Below are 16,251 nucleotides of genomic sequence, written 5' to 3'. Positions count from 1 at the left end.
TCGCTCCTGGGGTAGGTGCGGACCTCTCTAGCCCAGAAGCGGCGGGCGTGTCACTCGGCGGCGACCACCTGCCGCGCCGCGGCGGCGGTGCGCCCGTGCCAGGGGCCGGGGAGCACCGCCTCGACGCCGGTGGGCTGCGCCTCCTCGCCGGCAGGCAGCTCGCGGTGGACGTTCTCCGCCGGCGCGAGGACCGCGTCGCGGCCCCGCACGAAGCTCTGCTCCTCCACCACCAGCTTGTAGGTCTTGTCGAGCTGCAGGGCGCGCGCGGCGCTGGGGAGAAGCAGCGCCTCCACGTCGCGGCGCAAGGTCGCCCGGGCCTCGGCCGTCAGCTTGCCGGTCTCGTCGAAGAAGCGCGCCCGCACCTCGGCGTTCGAGCGGAACTCGTCGCCTGCGCCGTTGTGCTCGAGGTAGTGGGCGTACTCGCCCTGGCCGTCGCCGCGCACCGGCTCGCCCACGCCCGCGAGCCCCCGCTGCGTCCAGTGGTACCAGCCGCCGCGCCACGAATCGGCGGGGAGCTTGCGCACGAAGGAGAAGACGCTGTCGGTGGTGGCGCCGATGCCGGAGTGGCAGCCGATGCAGCTGGCGTGCTCCTCCCGGGACTGGGGGCGCAGCTCGCCCCGCGCGTCCTCGATGAAGGCCGTCATCGTCCAGCCGGCCCGGTTGCCGATGCCGTATTCCGCGGTGCCGCCGAAGCGCCGCACCGCCTCCGGCGTGTTCTCCTTCTCCACCGCCTCGTTGTGGGCCTGCGACTCGAGCCGCGCCCAGGTCACCCAGCCCGCCTTGCGCATGTAGCGCAGCTCCTTCATCCGCGCCGCCATCCGCGGCTTGCCGTCGACGACGTCGAGGTAGCGCACGGAGTGGGCGAATTCGGTGCCCTGCGGCAGGAGGCCGGGGGCGACCCGCGTCGGATCCCGCGCGCCGATCGCCTGCGCGCCGCCGAGGTAGTTGAGGTCGAGCCGCCCCGGCGTGTGGCGGTAGCGGACCAGGCTCGCCACACCGAGCGCGCCGTCGCCGTCGAGATCGACGCCGTGGCGGCGCTCGTCCGTCGGCGGGATCGCGACGTCCCGCCGCGCGGCGAAGGCCTCGGCGATCGCCAGGTTCACCTCGTAGATCCCGCGGTCGTACGCCCCCGTCTCGTCCTGCCGGTAGGCCGCGGGCAGGCGCACCAGCGCGTCGCCGAACGAGCCGTTGGTGGGCCAGAAGGTCCCGGGGAAGGGGTGGTAGGCGAAGGCGCGCCAGCCGGTGGGCACGCCATCGGCGCCGATGTCGAAGCCGCGCTCGTCGAAGCGGAAGGCGACGTCGGGGATCCAGCCGCCCCACCTGCCGTCGCCGTCCACGTCCCACGCCGCAGGCGGCGCTGCCAGCTTCGCCGCCAGCAGGTTCGAGCCCCGCTCGTCGAGATAATTGGACGTGCGCACGTAGGAGAGGATCGCCTCGTCGGAGATCCGCGCCATCGCGGGGCGCCTGTCGACGAAGAGGTTGGACCAGCGGTTCACCCGCGTGGTCTCGCTGAACGCGAAGGTGAGCTGCAGGTCCGCGTCGTCGACGAAGTTGGGCGGGATCGACGCCTGGTGGCAGACGTAGCAGGGATTGTGGGCCTCGCCCGCCGCGTCCTCGGTCTTCGTGTAGCACTGCGGCGGCACGAAGGCGGCGCGGTTGTAGAGGCGGTCGCTCTTCAGATCGACGACCGGCTGCTGCACGGGGCGGGCCTCTTCGCAGCTGCAGGCGGCGAGGAGGAGCGTTGCCAGGATGGGAAAGATGCGGCGCATCGGCGTCACCTCGGTGGTTGGCCGCGCCGGTATCCGATCCTTCGGTGACAGCCGTGCCGCTCGCCCGCGAAGTTCCGCGGGCCACCAGAACGCAAAAACGCCGTGGCCCACGAGGGACCACGGCGTCGGCGAACGGGGGCGCGACTACTCGAGCGCGAGGCTGGGGAAGGGGCCGACCACGCCCATCCAGCTGCCGGTGCCGGTGGCCTCTGCGTCGCCGAGGCGATCCCGATCCGACTCACCGTAGGGGTGCTGGATCACGCTCATCAGGTAGCCGAAGCCGTTCACGTCGGGGATCCAGTAGGGCGAGGTCGTCTCCGAGCCGTAAGGCGTGGTGAAGATGCGGGTCATCTTCCGGTCGACCACGTTCACCGCCCAGATCGCGTCGTTCTGGTGGCTCGAGGTGTCCTCGCCGATGACGAGCACGTCGTAGCCGGGCAGGTAGGTGACGTTGTCCGGGCTGGCGATGCCGTTCACCGAGCAGCGGTTGCCGGCGTAGGGGCTGTCGTCCGGATAGGTCATCGGGGTGCCGGAGACGAAGGGGTAGACGTTCTGGATGGCGTACTCGCTCACCAGGTTGCCGTCGATGTCGACGAGGGGCGCGACGTCGAGGGCGTAGACCACGCCGCAGTCGTTGCGGAGCACGTCGAGGTGGTCGATCGCCGACTGGGCGCCCATCGCTCCGCTCACCGCGGACATGGCGAGGTACATCCTGCCGCGGTCGGCGTCGAAGGTGATGCCCTCCTCCTTGTTGAACTCGAGGGTCGCGCCCAGGTAGGCGGCGTAGCGGCGGGTCTCGAGGCGCGAGGCGGCCATCGCCATGCCGGGCTGCAGGCGAAGGCACTCGAGGGTGCTCGAGGCGGCGCCGCGGGTGAGGGTGAAGCCTGCCGAGCAGGTGTCGCCGGCGGCGGGGGCCTCGACGTCGAAGATGTCGGAGAAGGTGATGCGCGCGCCTGCCTGCGGGTGGAGGAGGCCGCGGATCTCGTTGCTGGTGGCGTGGCCGAGGCTGATCCACTGCACGTCGCCGGTGAGCTCGCCGCCGACCGGAGAGGTCTGGTAGACCCGCGCGGCGTAGAGGGTGCCGGCGTCGAGGTTGCCGGCCTGGTCCGCCACGAACATGTAGAGGCCCACGTTGCCGCCGTCGTCGGTGATGTAGGCGGTCTTCTGGTCCGGCATCACGTAGGCGAGCTCGAGGGCGACGCGGCCCATCGCGTAGTGCTTGGTGACGGTCGGGGTGCCGTCCTCCGCCAGCGCGACCTCCACCGGGTAGCCGTGGAAGTAGGGGCTGTAGGCTGCCTTGAGCGCGGCGAGGCTGGCCTCGTCGGTCACCTCGGCCACCGCCTGGAATTTGCCGGCGTTGTTCAGGTCGCGGCGGGTGCCGCTCGACGCAGCCTGGAAGGCGGCGAGATCGGCGAGGGCCGCCTCGACGGTGCGGGCGTTGGGCGGGTACTCCTCGGAGGCGAGGTGCGTGCCCCAGGGCGTGATCGAGCCGGCGCAGGAGAACCACATGCCGTCGATGGGCGCGAGGTCGATGGCGCGGGTCCACTCGGCGGTGAGGTCGCCGGTGGCGGCGTCCTGGTGCACCTTGGTGACGAACATGCCCGAGGGGTTGGTCTCGAAGCTGTTCACGGCGAAGAGGTTGCCGCCCACCTGGAGCAGCGAGCTGAAGTCGTTCGAGGAGGCGATGAAGGGGGCGCCGTCGCCGCCGACGATCGGCTGGTAGTTCTTGTCCATGATCAGGCCGAAGCAGCTCTCCGGCGCGTTGGTGAGGTCGCACTCGACCGTGCCGCTGCTCACGTCGGTGGCGATCCGGGGATCCTTGCCGGAGCGGAGGATCACGTCGTAGCCGATCGCGTACTTCTCGCCGTCGATCGTCACGCTCTTCGAGGCGCGGGCCTCGTGCTTCTCGGCGTTGGTCCAGGGGAAGCCCACGTCGTCGAAGTGGAGCGAGCGCTCGCCGCCGTCCTTGCCGGGGGGGCCGTCCTGGCCATCGGCGCCGTCGCCGCCATCGCCGCCATCGGTGCCATCGGTGCCATCGGCGCCATCGGCGCCGTCCTGGCCGGCGTCGCCCTTCGGCCCCCGGGCGCCGGGGGTGCCCTGGTCGCCGGGAACGCCCTGCAGGCCGGCAGGACCCTCGGGGCCCTCGCAGCCGGTGAGCAGGGCCATCGTTGCGAGCGCGCCGACCACGCAGGCGCGGCGCAGGAAAATCTCACGTGCCATCTGTCCATCTCCTCGCTGGGAAGCGGTGGCGAAGATGGACGAGGAAGGGGACGAATCCCTGCCCGCCCCGTGACATCGGCGGAGCGGTGGACGCGCTGCACGGCGCGGGCATGGCGGTCGCGTGGCCGGCCGCCCGGAAACGCGAAGACCCCGGCCTGCCGAAGGGCAGCCGGGGTCTTCGAGCAGGCGAAGAGCTTCGATCAGCGCCAGCCTTCCGCCTCGATCAACGCCTGCACGCGCTCGCGCACCTCGCCGCGGATCTCCCGGACCCGCTCGATCGGCTGCCCCTTGGGATCCTGCAGCGGCCAGTCGTCCCTGCGGATCCCCGGCACGTGGGGGCAGGCCTCGCCGCAGCCCATGGTGATCAGCATCTCGGCCTGCGCCGCGAGCTCGTCGGTGAGCAGCCTCGGCTTCGCGCCGGCGAGATCGATCCCGACCTCGCCCATCGCCGCCTGGACCTCGGGGTGGACCCGCTCGCCGGGCTGCGTGCCCGCCGAGATCGCCCGGGCCTTCTCCGGCGCCGAGAGCGCGTTGAAGAATGCCGCCGCCATCTGCGAACGCCCGGCGTTGTGCACGCAGGCGAAGATCACCGTCTTCATGCTCCCTCCACACGACCGTCGGGCGAGCATTCGATGCGGTCCTTCACCGCGGGCTCCGACGGGAAATACCTGCGCTTGAGCCACAGGGCCACGCTCACCAGACCGATGAGCACCGGCACCTCCACCAGCGGCCCGATCACCGCGGCGAAGGCGGCGCCGTGGTGGATGCCGAAGGTGGCCACCGCCACCGCGATCGCGAGCTCGAAGTTGTTCGAGGCGGCGGTGAAGGAGAGCGTCGCCGACTGGCCGTAGGTCGCGCCGACCTTCTTGCTCATGAAGAACGAGACGAAGAACATCAGCACGAAGTAGATGAGCAGCGGGATCGCGATGCGCACTACGTCCAGCGGCAGCTCCACGATCGTCTCGCCCTTGAGCGAGAACATCACCACGATGGTGAAGAGCAGCGCGACGAGGGTGAGGGGGCTCACCCGCGGCACGAACTCCCGGCGGTACCATTCCTCGCCCTTCGCCTTCACCAGCACGAAGCGGGTGAGGGCGCCTGCGAGGAAGGGGATGCCGAGGTAGATGAAGACCGCGGTGGCGATCTCGCCCATGGTGATGTCGACCACCGCGCCCGAGAGCCCGAAGACGCCGGGAAGCACGGTGACGAAGACCCAGGCGTAGACCGAGAAGAAGAGCACCTGGAAGATCGAGTTGAAGGCCACCAGGCCTGCGCAATAGTCGTTGTCGCCGCGGGCGAGATCGTTCCAGACCAGCACCATCGCGATGCAGCGCGCCAGGCCGATGAGGATGAGGCCGATCATGTACTCGGGCTGGTCGCGCAGGAAGAGGATCGCCAGCGCGAACATCAGCACCGGGCCGATCACCCAATTCTGCACCAGCGAGAGGCCGAGGACCTTCTTGTTGCGGAAGACCTGGCCCAGGGTCTCGTAGCGCACCTTCGCCAGCGGCGGGTACATCATCACGATCAGGCCGATGGCGAGCGGCAGCGAGACGCTGCCCAGCCGCATCGAGTCGAGGGCCGCGGGCACGCCTGGGGCGGCGAAGCCGAGGAGCACACCTGCACCCATCGCCAGGAAGATCCACAAGGTGAGGTAGCGGTCGAGGAAGGAGAGGCGCTTCGTCACCGGGACGGGCGCCGCTGCGGTGAGGCTCATCGGGTCGACTCCAGCTGGGATGCAGCGTTCTGGGAGGGGCGGGGTCCTGTGGTGACCAGCGCCCGCAGGCGGGAGAGGCCCACCGGCGGCTCGGGGACCCAGGGGACGAGCACGGTGCGCTGCGAGAGGCCGCGGACCTCGTCGATGTAACGCGTCTCGCGCTGCTGCCGCTGGCGGAGCACCGGATCGCTCGTCTCCACCGCTGCGAAGCTCTGCTCGATCACCCACGCGAAGGGCTCGATCGAGGCGCGGCGCAGATCGGCCTGGAGCTTCGCCGCCTCGTGGACCGGCGTCGCCTCCGGCAGCGTCACCACCAGCACCCTGGTGAAGTCCGGATCGCGGAGGCGCGGCAGCAGCTGCCGGACCTCCTCCGGCATGTTGCTCCCCTGCCGCAGCACCTCGCGGTGGTAGGCCTCGGTGGCGTCGAGGAGGAGCAGGGTGTGGCCGGTGGGCGCGGTGTCGAGGAGCACGAAGCCGTCTCTGCCCTCGTCCACCGCCCGGGCGAAGGCGCGGAAGACGGCGATCTCCTCGGTGCACGGCGAGCGCAGATCCTCCTCGAGGAGGGCGCGGCCCTGTGCGTCGAGGCCGGCGCCTGCGGTGGCGAGGACCTCCTCGGTGTAGAGGCGCGTCTCCTCTGCCGGATCGATTCGGCTCAGCCGCAGATGGGCCACGTTGTCGCCCAGCGTCTGCGCCACGTGCGCGGCGGGATCGGTGGTGGTGAGGTGGACGCGGTGGCCCCGGGCAGCGAGCTCCGCGGCGAGGGCAGCAGCGACGGTGGTCTTGCCGACGCCGCCCTTGCCCATGGTGAGGATCACGCCGTGGCCTGCTGCCTCCAGGGTGGGCAGCAGCGAGGCGAGGGCCGGCGGAAGCGCGGCGGCATCGACGTCGCCCTCCGCTGCTGGCGCCGTGCCGCCACCGAGGAGCGCCCGCAGCGCATCGCTGCCGAGGAGGGCGTGGGCGGCGAGGGGCACCTCGGTGCGCGGCATGAAGATGAACTCGTCCTGCATACGTGCCAGCGCGTCGGCACAGCGCCGCTCCAGCGCCCGAGCGATCGCATCGTCCGACTGGGCGCGGAACACGCCGTTGACCACGAGGTGCTGGTTCTTGATCCCGAGGGCATCCAACTCCGTGCTGGTCCTCGCAGCCTCTGCGAGCGCTGCCCGCTCCGGCCGCGTCACCAGCACCAGCGTGGTGGCAGCGCCGTCGGCGAGCGCGCGCAACGTCGCCTCGTAGAGCGCCCGCTGCTTCTCGAGGCCTGCGAGCGGCCCCAGGCACGAGGCGCCGTTCTGGCTCCCCTCGAGGAAACCCGACCAGGCGGAGGGCAGGGTGAGCAGCCGCAGCGTGTGACCGGTGGGCGCGGTGTCGAAGACCACGTGGTCGAAGTCGGCGGTCGCGGACGGATCGCCGAGCAGCCGCGAGAATTCGTCGAAGGCCGCGATCTCCACGGTGCAGGCGCCGGAGAGCTGCTCCTCCATGCTGGTGATCGTGGCGGCGGGGAGGAGCTCGCGGTACGGCCCAACGATCCGTTCGCGGTAGGCGTCCGCCGCAGCGACCGGATCGAGGTTGAGCGCGTGGAGGCCGGGAACGCCGGCGACGGGCCGGGGCACGGGGGCGAGCTCGGTCTGCAGCACCTCGTCGAGGTTCGAGGCGGGATCGGTGCTCACCAGCAGCACGCGGGCGCCGTGATCGGCGAGGGTGATCGCCGTGGCGGAGGCGACGGAGGTCTTGCCCACGCCGCCCTTGCCGGTGAAGAAGAGGTGGCGCGTCGGCCGGTCGAGGAATTCCATGACGGCTCCCCTCAGCAGCACTTGCTGCCGTCGGCCTTCGGCGCGCACTTCGGCGCGCTCTCGCTGCGGATCACGATCCCGGCGAGGGCGGCGAAGACGTCGCGGCTCGGGTAGGTGCCCTCGGCGACGATGCGGCCGTCGACCAGCACCAGCGGCAGGCATTCGTTGCCCTTCGCGTGGAGGGCCTGGCGGACGGTCTCGTTGCCGGCGAAGTCGCCGGGCTGCTGGGCGAGGTTGAAGCGGGAGACCTGCACGCCGTTGGTCTTCAGCCACTCGAGGTCGGCGGAGACCCGGGCGAGCTCGGGATCGATCGCCGGGCCGCAGACGCCGGTGGGGCAGCAGAGGGGCGGGTCGAAGATCTGGACGTGGGCCATGGCTCGTTCCTTCGTCTATCGCCGATAGGCGATTGGTTGGGGGCGGGCCCGCGAAGGCCCGCCTCTACGTAGGGGCTAGAGGTTCCCGATCAAGGCCTTGAGGCGGCGCAGGGTCCTGGGCTCGAGGCAGTAGCAGACCCGCGGCCCGTCGATGGTGCCGCGGACGAGCCCCGCGTCCTTGAGCACCTTGAGGTGCTGGGAGACGGTCGACTGTGCGAGGGGCAGCTCGTCGACGATGTCGCCGCAGACGCACGATTCCCTGCGGGCGAGGATGCGGAGGATCTTCACCCGCACCGGGTGGCCGATCGCCTTGGCCAGGGCGGCGAGCTCCTCGTCGGCCTCCTGCCCTTCCACCGGACGCAGGTCGGGGGCATCGGCGGCGGGGGGGCAGCAAGCTTCGGGGGCGGCGGCTTTCATCGTCATCTGACGATAGAAGTTGGCGGACCATCGGTCAATTCCCGATGTAGGCCACTCGGATCTTGGAACACAAACTAGTCCGTGGTAGGTTCCACCCACGTCAGCCTCCCGCGTCGTGCGCGGCCCCACGGGCCGCCTCCTTCTCGTTGGGGAATGCTGGCGTCGGAGCCAGGTCGGCAGCGCCGACGGCACCGTGCGCAGGGAAGCCGCACCACATTGCGGTCGGCCCGAGAGGGCCCGCAGCGCCCCGCGCAAAGAGGTCACAGATCGCCGCTCCGGCACAGCCGGGATTTCGCGGCGGCGATCTACCGCATTCGTGTTCGCTCCGAGCGCCCCCGGGTGGCGGAGCAAGCGGGCCCTTCGCGCCCGCACTGCGAGGACTCCGGGTCCCGGCCACCTCCTCGAGGCGGTCCTGGGGCCCCATCGCCTTTGCGAGGGCTCGATCATGGAAAACACCGCCCGGCAGCTCGATCCTGCCAAGACCAAGGTCACCTACGTCCGCGACATCGACAAGGTGGCGAACATCCCCGAGGACGTTCGCGAGCAGCTCAAGAAGGTCGCGGAGAAGTACGTCTTCCGCGCCAACGACTACTACCTCGGCCTCATCGACTGGAACGATCCCCTCGATCCGATCCGCCAGCTGATCATCCCTCGCCTCGAGGAGCTCAGCGACTGGGGCAAGCTCGACGCCTCCAACGAGGCGGCGGTCACGGTGACCAAGGGCGTGCAGCACAAATACCGGGACACGGTGCTGCTCCTCTGCAACGAGGTCTGCGGCGCCTACTGCCGTTACTGCTTCCGCAAGCGCCTCTTCATGGACGAGAACGACGAGGTGTCGATCGACGTCTCCAAGGGGCTCGACTACATCGCGGCGCACCCCGAGGTGACCAACGTGCTCCTCACCGGCGGCGATCCGCTGCTGATGGGCACCCGCCGCCTGGTGGATATCTTCGAGCGCCTCCGCCAGATCGACCACGTCGGCATCATCCGCATCGGCTCGAAGATGCCGGCCTTCAATCCCTGGCGCATCCTCGACGATCCCTCGCTCCTCGAGGCGATCGCGAAGTACAGCACGCCGGAGAAGCGCATCTACCTGATGGCCCACTTCGATCACCCGCGCGAGCTCACCGAGCCCGCCGTCGAGGGGATCAACGCCATGCTCTCCGCAGGCGCGATCGTGGTGAACCAGTGCCCGATCATCAAGGGCGTGAACGACGACGCGGACACGCTGGCGCAGATGTTCCGCAAGCTCTCCTTCGTCGGCGCGCCGCAGTACTACATCTTCCAGGGCCGCCCGACCGCGGGCAACGAGCCCTACGAAGTGCCGATCGTCCGCGGTTACGAGCTGGTGGAGGCGGCGAAGAAGCAGGTCTCCGGCCTCGCCAAGCGGATGCGTTTCTCGATGAGCCACGAGACCGGCAAGATCGAGATCTGCGGCATCGACGAGAAGTACATGTACATGCGCTACAACCGGGCGAAGCACCCGGCGAACGAGGGCCGCTTCATGGTCTTCCACCGCGACGACAACGCCTACTGGCTCGACCAGCTGAAGCCGGTCGAGGGCATGGGCTCGCCTCCGCCGCAGCTCTGATCGCGCAAGCGCGGCAGTCGATCGAGAAAGCCCGCGGCCGGTCCCGCGGGCTTTCTCGTGTCCGGCGCTATTTGTAGAGCTCTGCCGCGAGCAGCGAGCGGTACTCGTCCGCCAGCTCCGACCGCGCGCCGATCACCCCGAAGACCTCGAGCATCGCCTTGCGCGCCTCCTCGCCGGCGCCGGCCTTCGGGCTCTTCTTCACCACCTCGAGGAAGAGCTGCAGCGCCTGTTCGTGCTGCCCGGCGGCAGCGAGGCCGCGTCCGTACGCCACCTGCGCCTCGAGATCGTCGGGCCGCTTCGTGGCCAGCAGCCGCAGCTCCTCGAGGCTGCCCACGGCGCCGGCCTGCAGCTCGAGCCGCAGCTGTGCGATCGCGGCGGCGAGCCGCTCGCTCTCCGGCGGCAGGATCTGATCGAGGTGCCGCTCGGCGTTCTCCCGTTCCCCCGCCGTAGCCTCGAGCCGCGCCAATCCCAGCAGCGCCTCGCCGTGGCGCTGCTTGATCGAGAGCGCCCGTTCGTAGGCGGCCCGCGCCTCGGGAAGCTTGCCCGCCGCCTCCAGCGAGCGGGCCTCCTCCACCGCCTCCTCCGCCGGGCCGGGGACGAAGCCCTCCAGCCAGCTGCGCAGCTGCGGTTCCGGCAGCACGCCGACGAATTGCTCGACCAGCTGGCCCTTGTGGAAGGCCTTCACCGACGGGATGCTCTGCACCGAGAAGAGCGTGGCGAGCCGCTGGTTCTCGTCGACGTTCACCTTGGCGAGGCGCCAGCTCCCCTCGCCCTCCGCCGCGAGCCGCTCGAGGAGCGGACCCAGCGTCCGGCAGGGCCCGCACCAGGGCGCCCAGAAATCGACCACCACCGGACGGCGCTGGCTCTCGTCGAGGACCTCGGCGTGGAAGTTGGCCTCGTTGGCGTCGATGCTGCAATCGGTCGAAGCGGTGGTCTGCACTTGGCTCTCTCCTGGTCTTCCACTCCTGGAGCCGGCGTCGCCCCGAGAGTTTCGCCGGCGGGGCCGCCGGCCGCCCGGTAGGATGGGCACCGATGGACGTCGCCACCACCCACCTCGCTGCGGATCTCGACGGCGTCGCCTCGCTGGTGGCGCTCTGCCTCCTCGAAGCGCCGCTGCAGCTGGTGCTGCCCGGCTCGATGGACCCTACCACCCGCCGCTTCTGGGCGGAGCACCGCGAGGAGCTCCCGCGGCTCCTGCCCCTCGCGCAGCTGGAGGAGCGCCTCGCGGAGGAGGGAGCGGGACGGCTCCTGGTCGCCGACACCTCCGATCCGGCGCGGATCGGCCCGATCGCGGCGCTCATCGATCGCTTCGCCGAGGTGCGCACCTTCGATACCCATCCTCCGGCGCCCACCGACCTCCCCCGGGAGCCGATGCCGGTGGCCGGCGCCGCCACCAGCGCACTCGTGCTCCGGATCGCCGAGCGCGGGATCACGCCCTCGCAGGTGGAGGCGGGGCTCTTCCTCCTCGGCATCCACGTCGACACCGGCCACTTCACCTTCCCCGGCACCAGCGACCTCGACCACCGGGCGGCGGCGCAATGTCTCGCCTGGGGCGCGCCCCTGGACTACCTGCCGCGCTACGTGCCCAAGGGCTACACCGCCCACCAGCTCGCCCTCCTCGAGCGGATCGCCCGCTCCCGGGAGATGGTGGAGGTGCCGGGTACGGTGGTGGCGCTCCTCGCCCTCGAGACCGAGAGCTACGAACCCGACCTCTCCGTGCTCCTCGAGCAGCTCCGGGCGGCGGAGGGCTGGCCTGCGGCGATCCTCCTCGCCAGCTCCGGCGAGCGGATCGACGTGATCGGCAGGAGCGAGGGGCGCATCGACGTGGCGCAGGTGGTGCGGCCGCTGGGCGGCGGCGGCCACGCCGAGGCGGCGAGCGCCTCGCTCAAGGGCATGACCCTCCACGACGCCAGGGCGCTGGTGCGGCAGATCCTCGTCGAGGAGCTGGGGCGCCGCCGCGTCGCTGCCGACGTGGCGGTGCGCCGCTTCCATGCGATCCCCTCGACCTCGACCGTGCGCGAGGCCGCCGATCTCCTCCACCAGCGGCGGATCAACTCGCTGCCGCTGGTGAAGGGCAGGAGCCGCAAGATCGTGGGGCTGGTCTCGCGGCAGGAGGTGGAGGCGGCCTTGCGCCACGGCCTCGGCGACAGGCCCGTAGGCGAGATCAGCGCCGGTCCGCCGGAGTGGGTGGCGCCGGAGAGCTCGCTGGCCGATGCACGCGAGCGCCTGCTCTCCGGCCCCAAGCGGCTGGTGGTGGTGGGGGTGCCGCCGGACGAGGTGGTGGGGATCCTCACCCGCGGCACGCTCTTCCGCGCCCTCGAGGAGCCGGCACTCGCAGCGCCGGTGAAGGCGCCGCCGCCGAAGCAGGTCCTCGCCATGGCCCGCGACGGCCTCGGCGATCGCTGGCCGATGGTGGAGGCGCTGGGGCGGATCGGCGGCGAGCTCGGGCTCCCCGTGCACCTCGTCGGCGGCACGGTGCGCGATCTCCTCCTCGGCCTGCCGGTCCGCGACGTCGACCTCGTGGTGGAGGGGCAGGGGCCGCGCCTGGCCCGGGAGGCTGCCCGCCGCTTCGGCGGCGAGGTCCACGTCCACGAGGCCTTCGGCACCGCCTCCTGGACCGGGCCCGACGGCAGATGCCTCGACCTCGCCTCGGCGCGCTCGGAGCATTACGAGGCGCTCGCCGCGCTGCCACAGGTGGCGCTCCACGCAGGGCTCCGGCAGGACCTCTTCCGGCGGGACTTCACCCTGAACGCCATCGCCATCTCCGTCGACCCGGTGGAGCTCGGGCGGGTGCACGATCCCTTCGGCGGCCTGGGTGATCTGCGCGGCGGCGTGCTCCGCGTGCTCCACGGCCTCTCCTTCCACGACGACCCCACCCGCGCCTTCCGCGCCGCCCGCTTCGGCGCCCGCTTCGACTTCGTCCTCGCCCCCGAGACCCGTGGTCTCCTCGACGCCGCCCGGAAGGCGGGGGCCTTCGACCGCCTCTCGAAGGAGCGGATCGGCACGGAGCTCGAGCTCATCCTCGGGCAGCACGAGGTGGTGCAGTCGTTCCGGCTCCTGCGCTCGTGGGGGCTGCTGCAGCTCCTCCACCCGCAATTCGCCTCGGGCCGCACCTTCCTCTCCCGCCTCGGCGAGGCGCGGGTGGCGCACCACCGGGCGGAGGGCTACCTGCCCGACGCACCGCTGCAGTCCGACGTGCTCTGGCTCTGCGTGGGAGCGGCGATCCCGCGCAAGGATCGCGAGGCGCTCGAACGGCTCGTGCCCGGCGGCGCTGCGCGGCGCAGGCGCTTCCGCGAGGGGCCGGAGAGGGCGAAGGGGGCGGTGGCCGCGCTCGCCAGGCCGAAGCGCAACGCTGCGGTGGCCCGGCTCCTCGAGCGGCTCGACGTGGTCGAGCTGCTATACGCCCAGGGGATCGCGCAGCGGTCGGAGGTCGAGGAGCGGATCGGCTGGTGGCTCCGCGAGGGCCGGCACGTGCGCAGCGCCGTCGACGGCAGGCAGCTGCTGGCCCTCGGCGTGAAGCCCGGTCCGCAGGTGGGCAGGGCGCTGGAGGTGGCGCTGGACGCAGCCCGCGACGGCGCCGATCCGGCGGCGCAGCTCGCCGCAGCCCGGCGCTCCCTCGGGCAGAAACGCGAACGCCGCTGACCGGCAGGGGCCCGGTTGCGGCGCCGCGCTTCCCTGGGGAGGAAGACTTCGAATCTAGGGATGGCGGTTGCCCGAGGGAGCCTCCCGCCGTGGATCGCGCTGGTAGGTGTGCGGCAGCGGTTCGCGGACGATCGCTGCCATGTCGCGGACCTCGACGGGCTCGTGGCTCGCGAAGAGCACCTCCTCCTGGCCGTCGCGGGTGACCACGTCGCGGATCTTGTCCTCGAAGACCGTGCCGTCGAGCAGCTCCACGCGCACGCGCGTGTGCATCAGGACGGATTCCTCGAGCACGTCGATGAAATCGCAATTTCCGAGTTCGTTTCGATCGTAGCGGCTCATGAGCTTAGAGGTGGGGATCTTCCGGGGCGCCGACAAGAGGGAGTCGCCAGCGACCGGTGGGGCGCGTTGCCCGGCGCTCGGCAGGCGGAAAAAGCGAACGCCCGGCGGAGGGCCGGGCGTCCTGGTGCTGCGCAGCTCGGCTCGGAATCAGAGCGAGAGGCCGCCGTCCACGTCGATGGTGCGGCCGTTGAAGTAGTCGCACTCGAGCACGAACTTCACCGCCTGCCAGATGTCCTCGGGCTGCCCGGTGCGGCCCACGGGGATCATCTTGATCATCGCCTCGCGGGCCTTCTCGTTCATGCCGGCGGTCATCGGGGTCTCGACCATGCCCGGGGCCACCGCGCCGACGCGGATCCCGTAGGGAGCGAACTCCTTCGACCAGGTCACGGTGTTGGTGGCGAGCGCCGCCTTGGCCGCGCTGTAGTTCGACTGGCCGCGGTTGCCGTGGCGGGCTGCGGACGAGAGGTTCACGATCACGCCGGGGCGGCTCTCGGTCTCGAGCATCTTCGCCACCACCTCGCGGACCATCATCGTCGCGCCGGTGAGGTTGACGCCGATCACCATGTCCCAGTTGGCCTTGCTCAGCTTGGAGATCGCGCCGGTGGCCCGGTCCTTCTTCACCAGCAGGCCGTCGCGGAGCACGCCGGCGTTGTTGATCAGGCCGTTGAGGCCGCCCATCTGCTCGTGCGCCCAGGCGACGAAGGAGATCACGTCCTCCTCGTTCGCCACGTCGAGGCGCCGGGTGAAGATGTTCTGCTTCGGGAGCTCGGCGAGGCCTGCCTCGTTCACGTCGCCGACTGCCACCTTCGCGCCGGCCTCGGCGAGGCGGATGGCGAAGTGCGCGCCCATGCCCTGGGCGCCGCCGGTGACGATGACCTTCAGATTGGAGAGCTGCATGTGTCGCTCCTGGTTGCGGGCGGCGAAACGCGCCGCCGGGGCCCGATCTCATAGCAGCCCCGGCGGGGCCTCGGAAACCGCGGAGTGGGCCGGACCGCGAGGGGCTGTGCGCCGTTGTAGCGGGCGGCTATGCTCGACGTGATGCGGGAGGGGACGACGATGCGCACCAGCCGATTGGCGATCGCCGCGTGTTTGCTGCTGCCTGCCACGGCGCAGGCCGGGGAGATGCCCTACTACGAGGCCTTCGTCGTCGAGGCGGACCCCGCCGACACCACCCCGCCGGCGACGCCCCGGGTCGAGCTGCTCGAGGTGAAGCGCGGCGTGGGGCCGCGGGACGAGGGCTGCGGCACGACCATTTCGAGCACCGACGACTTCGGCTCGGTGCGCCTGGAGCTCGGGGAGGCGGGGGGCGACGAGGTGGTGGGCTACCGTTTCCTGCCCATCGACGGTTCCGTGCCCTTCGGCAGCGCGTACGCAGGGCCCGTGGTGGTGCGGGAGCCGGTGGTCTACCTCGGCTGGATCGACGGCGCGCAGGACGATCAGGAGCCGCTCGACTTCACCTTGCACGTGGTCGCGGTCGATCGCGCCGGCAACGAGAGCGAGCCGGTGGCGATCCACGTGCGCGATCCGGGCCGTAGCGAGGGCGGTTGCTCGGTGGGCGGGGCTGGATCGGGCGGTCTGCTGCTCGCTGGCGTGGCGCTGCTGCTGCGCCGCAGCAAGAAGGGACGGAACGGATGAAGCCATTGGTGATCCTGGCGGGAGCCTGCTGCGTCGCCGCAGCCCTCGCGCTGCCGGCGGAGGGCAGGGCCTGTTCGCCGATGCCGATCATGCCCTTCGAGATCGACGGGAGCTCGAGCGACGCCACGCCGCCCGGGCCGATGTCCGCCCGGGTGGATCGGATCCTTCGCGGCAAGGCGGAGGGTGACTCGGCGATGTGCAGCGATCTCGGCGTGATCACGCTGCACGTCGGCGCTCCTGCAGGCGAGGATCCCGCGGAGACCGGTTACCTCCTCGAGATCGTCGCCGGCGCCTCGCCCCGCGGGGCGATGTTCCCGCCGCTGCCGATCGCGCCCTTCCCGGACGACGAGACGATCGTTCTCACCTTCATCGACGGGATCTGCGAGGAGCAGGAGCCGATCGCCTTCACCTTGCGCTTCGTGCCGCTCGACCGGGCGGGGAACGAGGGGCCGCCCTTCGATCTCGCCATCACCGACCCGGGCCGGTCACCCGGCGCCGGCTGCGGCGGGAGCGGGGGCACCGGTGGCAGCGGTGGCGGTGGTGGGGCCGCCGGGGGGAGCGAGGCGCCGCCCGTCGAGGGGGAGAGCGATCGCAGCCTGCGCGAAGCGGAAGGCGGGGACGAGGCGGCCAGCGGCTGCAGCGCCGCGGGCTCGGCGGGCGTCTACTCCCTCGCCTGGCTGGCGCTCGTTGCCGGCGGGATCGGCAAGCGCCGCCGCAGCGCTGCATGAGTCCAGCTGCGCCGCGTCCGATCGTGCGGCGG

14 protein-coding genes are annotated in these 16,251 nt (G+C 71.2%); 4 read left to right on the top strand and 10 right to left on the bottom strand.

Annotation, left to right across the window (positions count from 1 at the left end; genetic code table 11):
- Positions 1-50: 50 nt before the first annotated feature.
- From ACESMR_RS07995 to ACESMR_RS07965, 7 genes are all read right to left on the bottom strand, one after another.
- Positions 51-1,769, bottom strand: coding sequence for a hypothetical protein (locus ACESMR_RS07995; RefSeq protein WP_373046525.1), 1,719 nt, complete (start codon positions 1,767-1,769; stop codon positions 51-53).
- Positions 1,770-1,913: 144 nt separating this feature from the next.
- Positions 1,914-3,989 carry an alkaline phosphatase PhoX gene (locus ACESMR_RS07990; protein WP_373046524.1) on the bottom strand — a complete coding sequence of 692 codons (2,076 nt, stop codon included), beginning with the start codon at positions 3,987-3,989 and terminating at the stop codon, positions 1,914-1,916.
- A gap of 200 nt (positions 3,990-4,189) precedes the next feature.
- Positions 4,190-4,588 carry a low molecular weight phosphatase family protein gene (locus tag ACESMR_RS07985; RefSeq protein WP_373046523.1) on the bottom strand — a complete coding sequence of 133 codons (399 nt, stop codon included), beginning with the start codon at positions 4,586-4,588 and terminating at the stop codon, positions 4,190-4,192.
- On the bottom strand, positions 4,585-5,706 hold the full coding sequence (gene arsB / locus ACESMR_RS07980) for an ACR3 family arsenite efflux transporter (protein ID WP_373046522.1): 1,122 nt from the start codon (positions 5,704-5,706) through the stop codon (positions 4,585-4,587). Before arsB ends, ACESMR_RS07985 begins: the two co-directional genes overlap by 4 nt.
- Positions 5,703-7,493: an arsenical pump-driving ATPase gene (arsA, locus tag ACESMR_RS07975; RefSeq protein ID WP_373046521.1), complete on the bottom strand. Its 1,791-nt coding sequence runs from the start codon at positions 7,491-7,493 to the stop codon at positions 5,703-5,705. Before arsA ends, arsB begins: the two co-directional genes overlap by 4 nt.
- 11 nt (positions 7,494-7,504) lie before the next feature.
- Entirely contained in the window at positions 7,505-7,867 is a 363-nt protein-coding gene (arsD, locus tag ACESMR_RS07970; protein ID WP_373046520.1) for an arsenite efflux transporter metallochaperone ArsD, read from the bottom strand.
- 75 nt (positions 7,868-7,942) lie between these two features.
- Positions 7,943-8,221 (bottom strand): ArsR/SmtB family transcription factor, encoded by a 279-nt coding sequence (locus ACESMR_RS07965; RefSeq protein WP_373046519.1) that lies wholly within the window; start codon positions 8,219-8,221, stop codon positions 7,943-7,945.
- A 508-nt stretch (positions 8,222-8,729) separates the two neighbouring features.
- Between ACESMR_RS07965 and ACESMR_RS07960 the strand changes: the two genes are divergently transcribed.
- The gene (locus ACESMR_RS07960; RefSeq protein WP_373046518.1) at positions 8,730-9,875 is read left to right on the top strand and encodes a KamA family radical SAM protein; all 1,146 of its coding nucleotides are present in this window, start codon (positions 8,730-8,732) and stop codon (positions 9,873-9,875) included.
- 67 nt (positions 9,876-9,942) lie between these two features.
- Here the strand turns inward: ACESMR_RS07960 and trxA are convergent, their stop codons facing one another.
- Positions 9,943-10,815, bottom strand: a complete 873-nt coding sequence (trxA, locus tag ACESMR_RS07955) for a thioredoxin (RefSeq protein WP_373046517.1) — start codon at positions 10,813-10,815, stop codon at positions 9,943-9,945.
- 92 nt (positions 10,816-10,907) lie between these two features.
- Between trxA and ACESMR_RS07950 the strand changes: the two genes are divergently transcribed.
- Positions 10,908-13,517, top strand: coding sequence for a CBS domain-containing protein (locus tag ACESMR_RS07950; protein WP_373046516.1), 2,610 nt, complete (start codon positions 10,908-10,910; stop codon positions 13,515-13,517).
- Positions 13,518-13,571: 54 nt separating this feature from the next.
- Here ACESMR_RS07950 and ACESMR_RS07945 read toward each other — a convergent pair whose 3' ends face one another.
- Both ACESMR_RS07945 and ACESMR_RS07940 read right to left on the bottom strand, forming a co-directional pair.
- Entirely contained in the window at positions 13,572-13,856 is a 285-nt protein-coding gene (locus tag ACESMR_RS07945; protein ID WP_373046515.1) for a Rho-binding antiterminator, read from the bottom strand.
- A gap of 147 nt (positions 13,857-14,003) precedes the next feature.
- Positions 14,004-14,753, bottom strand: coding sequence for an SDR family oxidoreductase (locus ACESMR_RS07940; RefSeq protein ID WP_373046514.1), 750 nt, complete (start codon positions 14,751-14,753; stop codon positions 14,004-14,006).
- A gap of 129 nt (positions 14,754-14,882) precedes the next feature.
- Here ACESMR_RS07940 and ACESMR_RS07935 point away from each other — a divergent pair, with 129 nt between their 5' ends.
- Positions 14,883-15,491: an MYXO-CTERM sorting domain-containing protein gene (locus tag ACESMR_RS07935; RefSeq protein WP_373046513.1), complete on the top strand. Its 609-nt coding sequence runs from the start codon at positions 14,883-14,885 to the stop codon at positions 15,489-15,491.
- Positions 15,488-16,219, top strand: coding sequence for a hypothetical protein (locus ACESMR_RS07930; protein ID WP_373046512.1), 732 nt, complete (start codon positions 15,488-15,490; stop codon positions 16,217-16,219). The genes ACESMR_RS07935 and ACESMR_RS07930 overlap by 4 nt, the downstream gene beginning before the upstream one ends.
- Positions 16,220-16,251: the final 32 nt, after the last annotated feature.

This window comes from Vulgatibacter sp. (assembly GCF_041687135.1).
Classification (GTDB): Bacteria; Myxococcota; Myxococcia; order Myxococcales; family Vulgatibacteraceae; genus JAWLCN01.
Note: the sequence above shows the minus strand (reverse complement) of the source record. Positions and strands in the feature narration are given on the sequence as shown.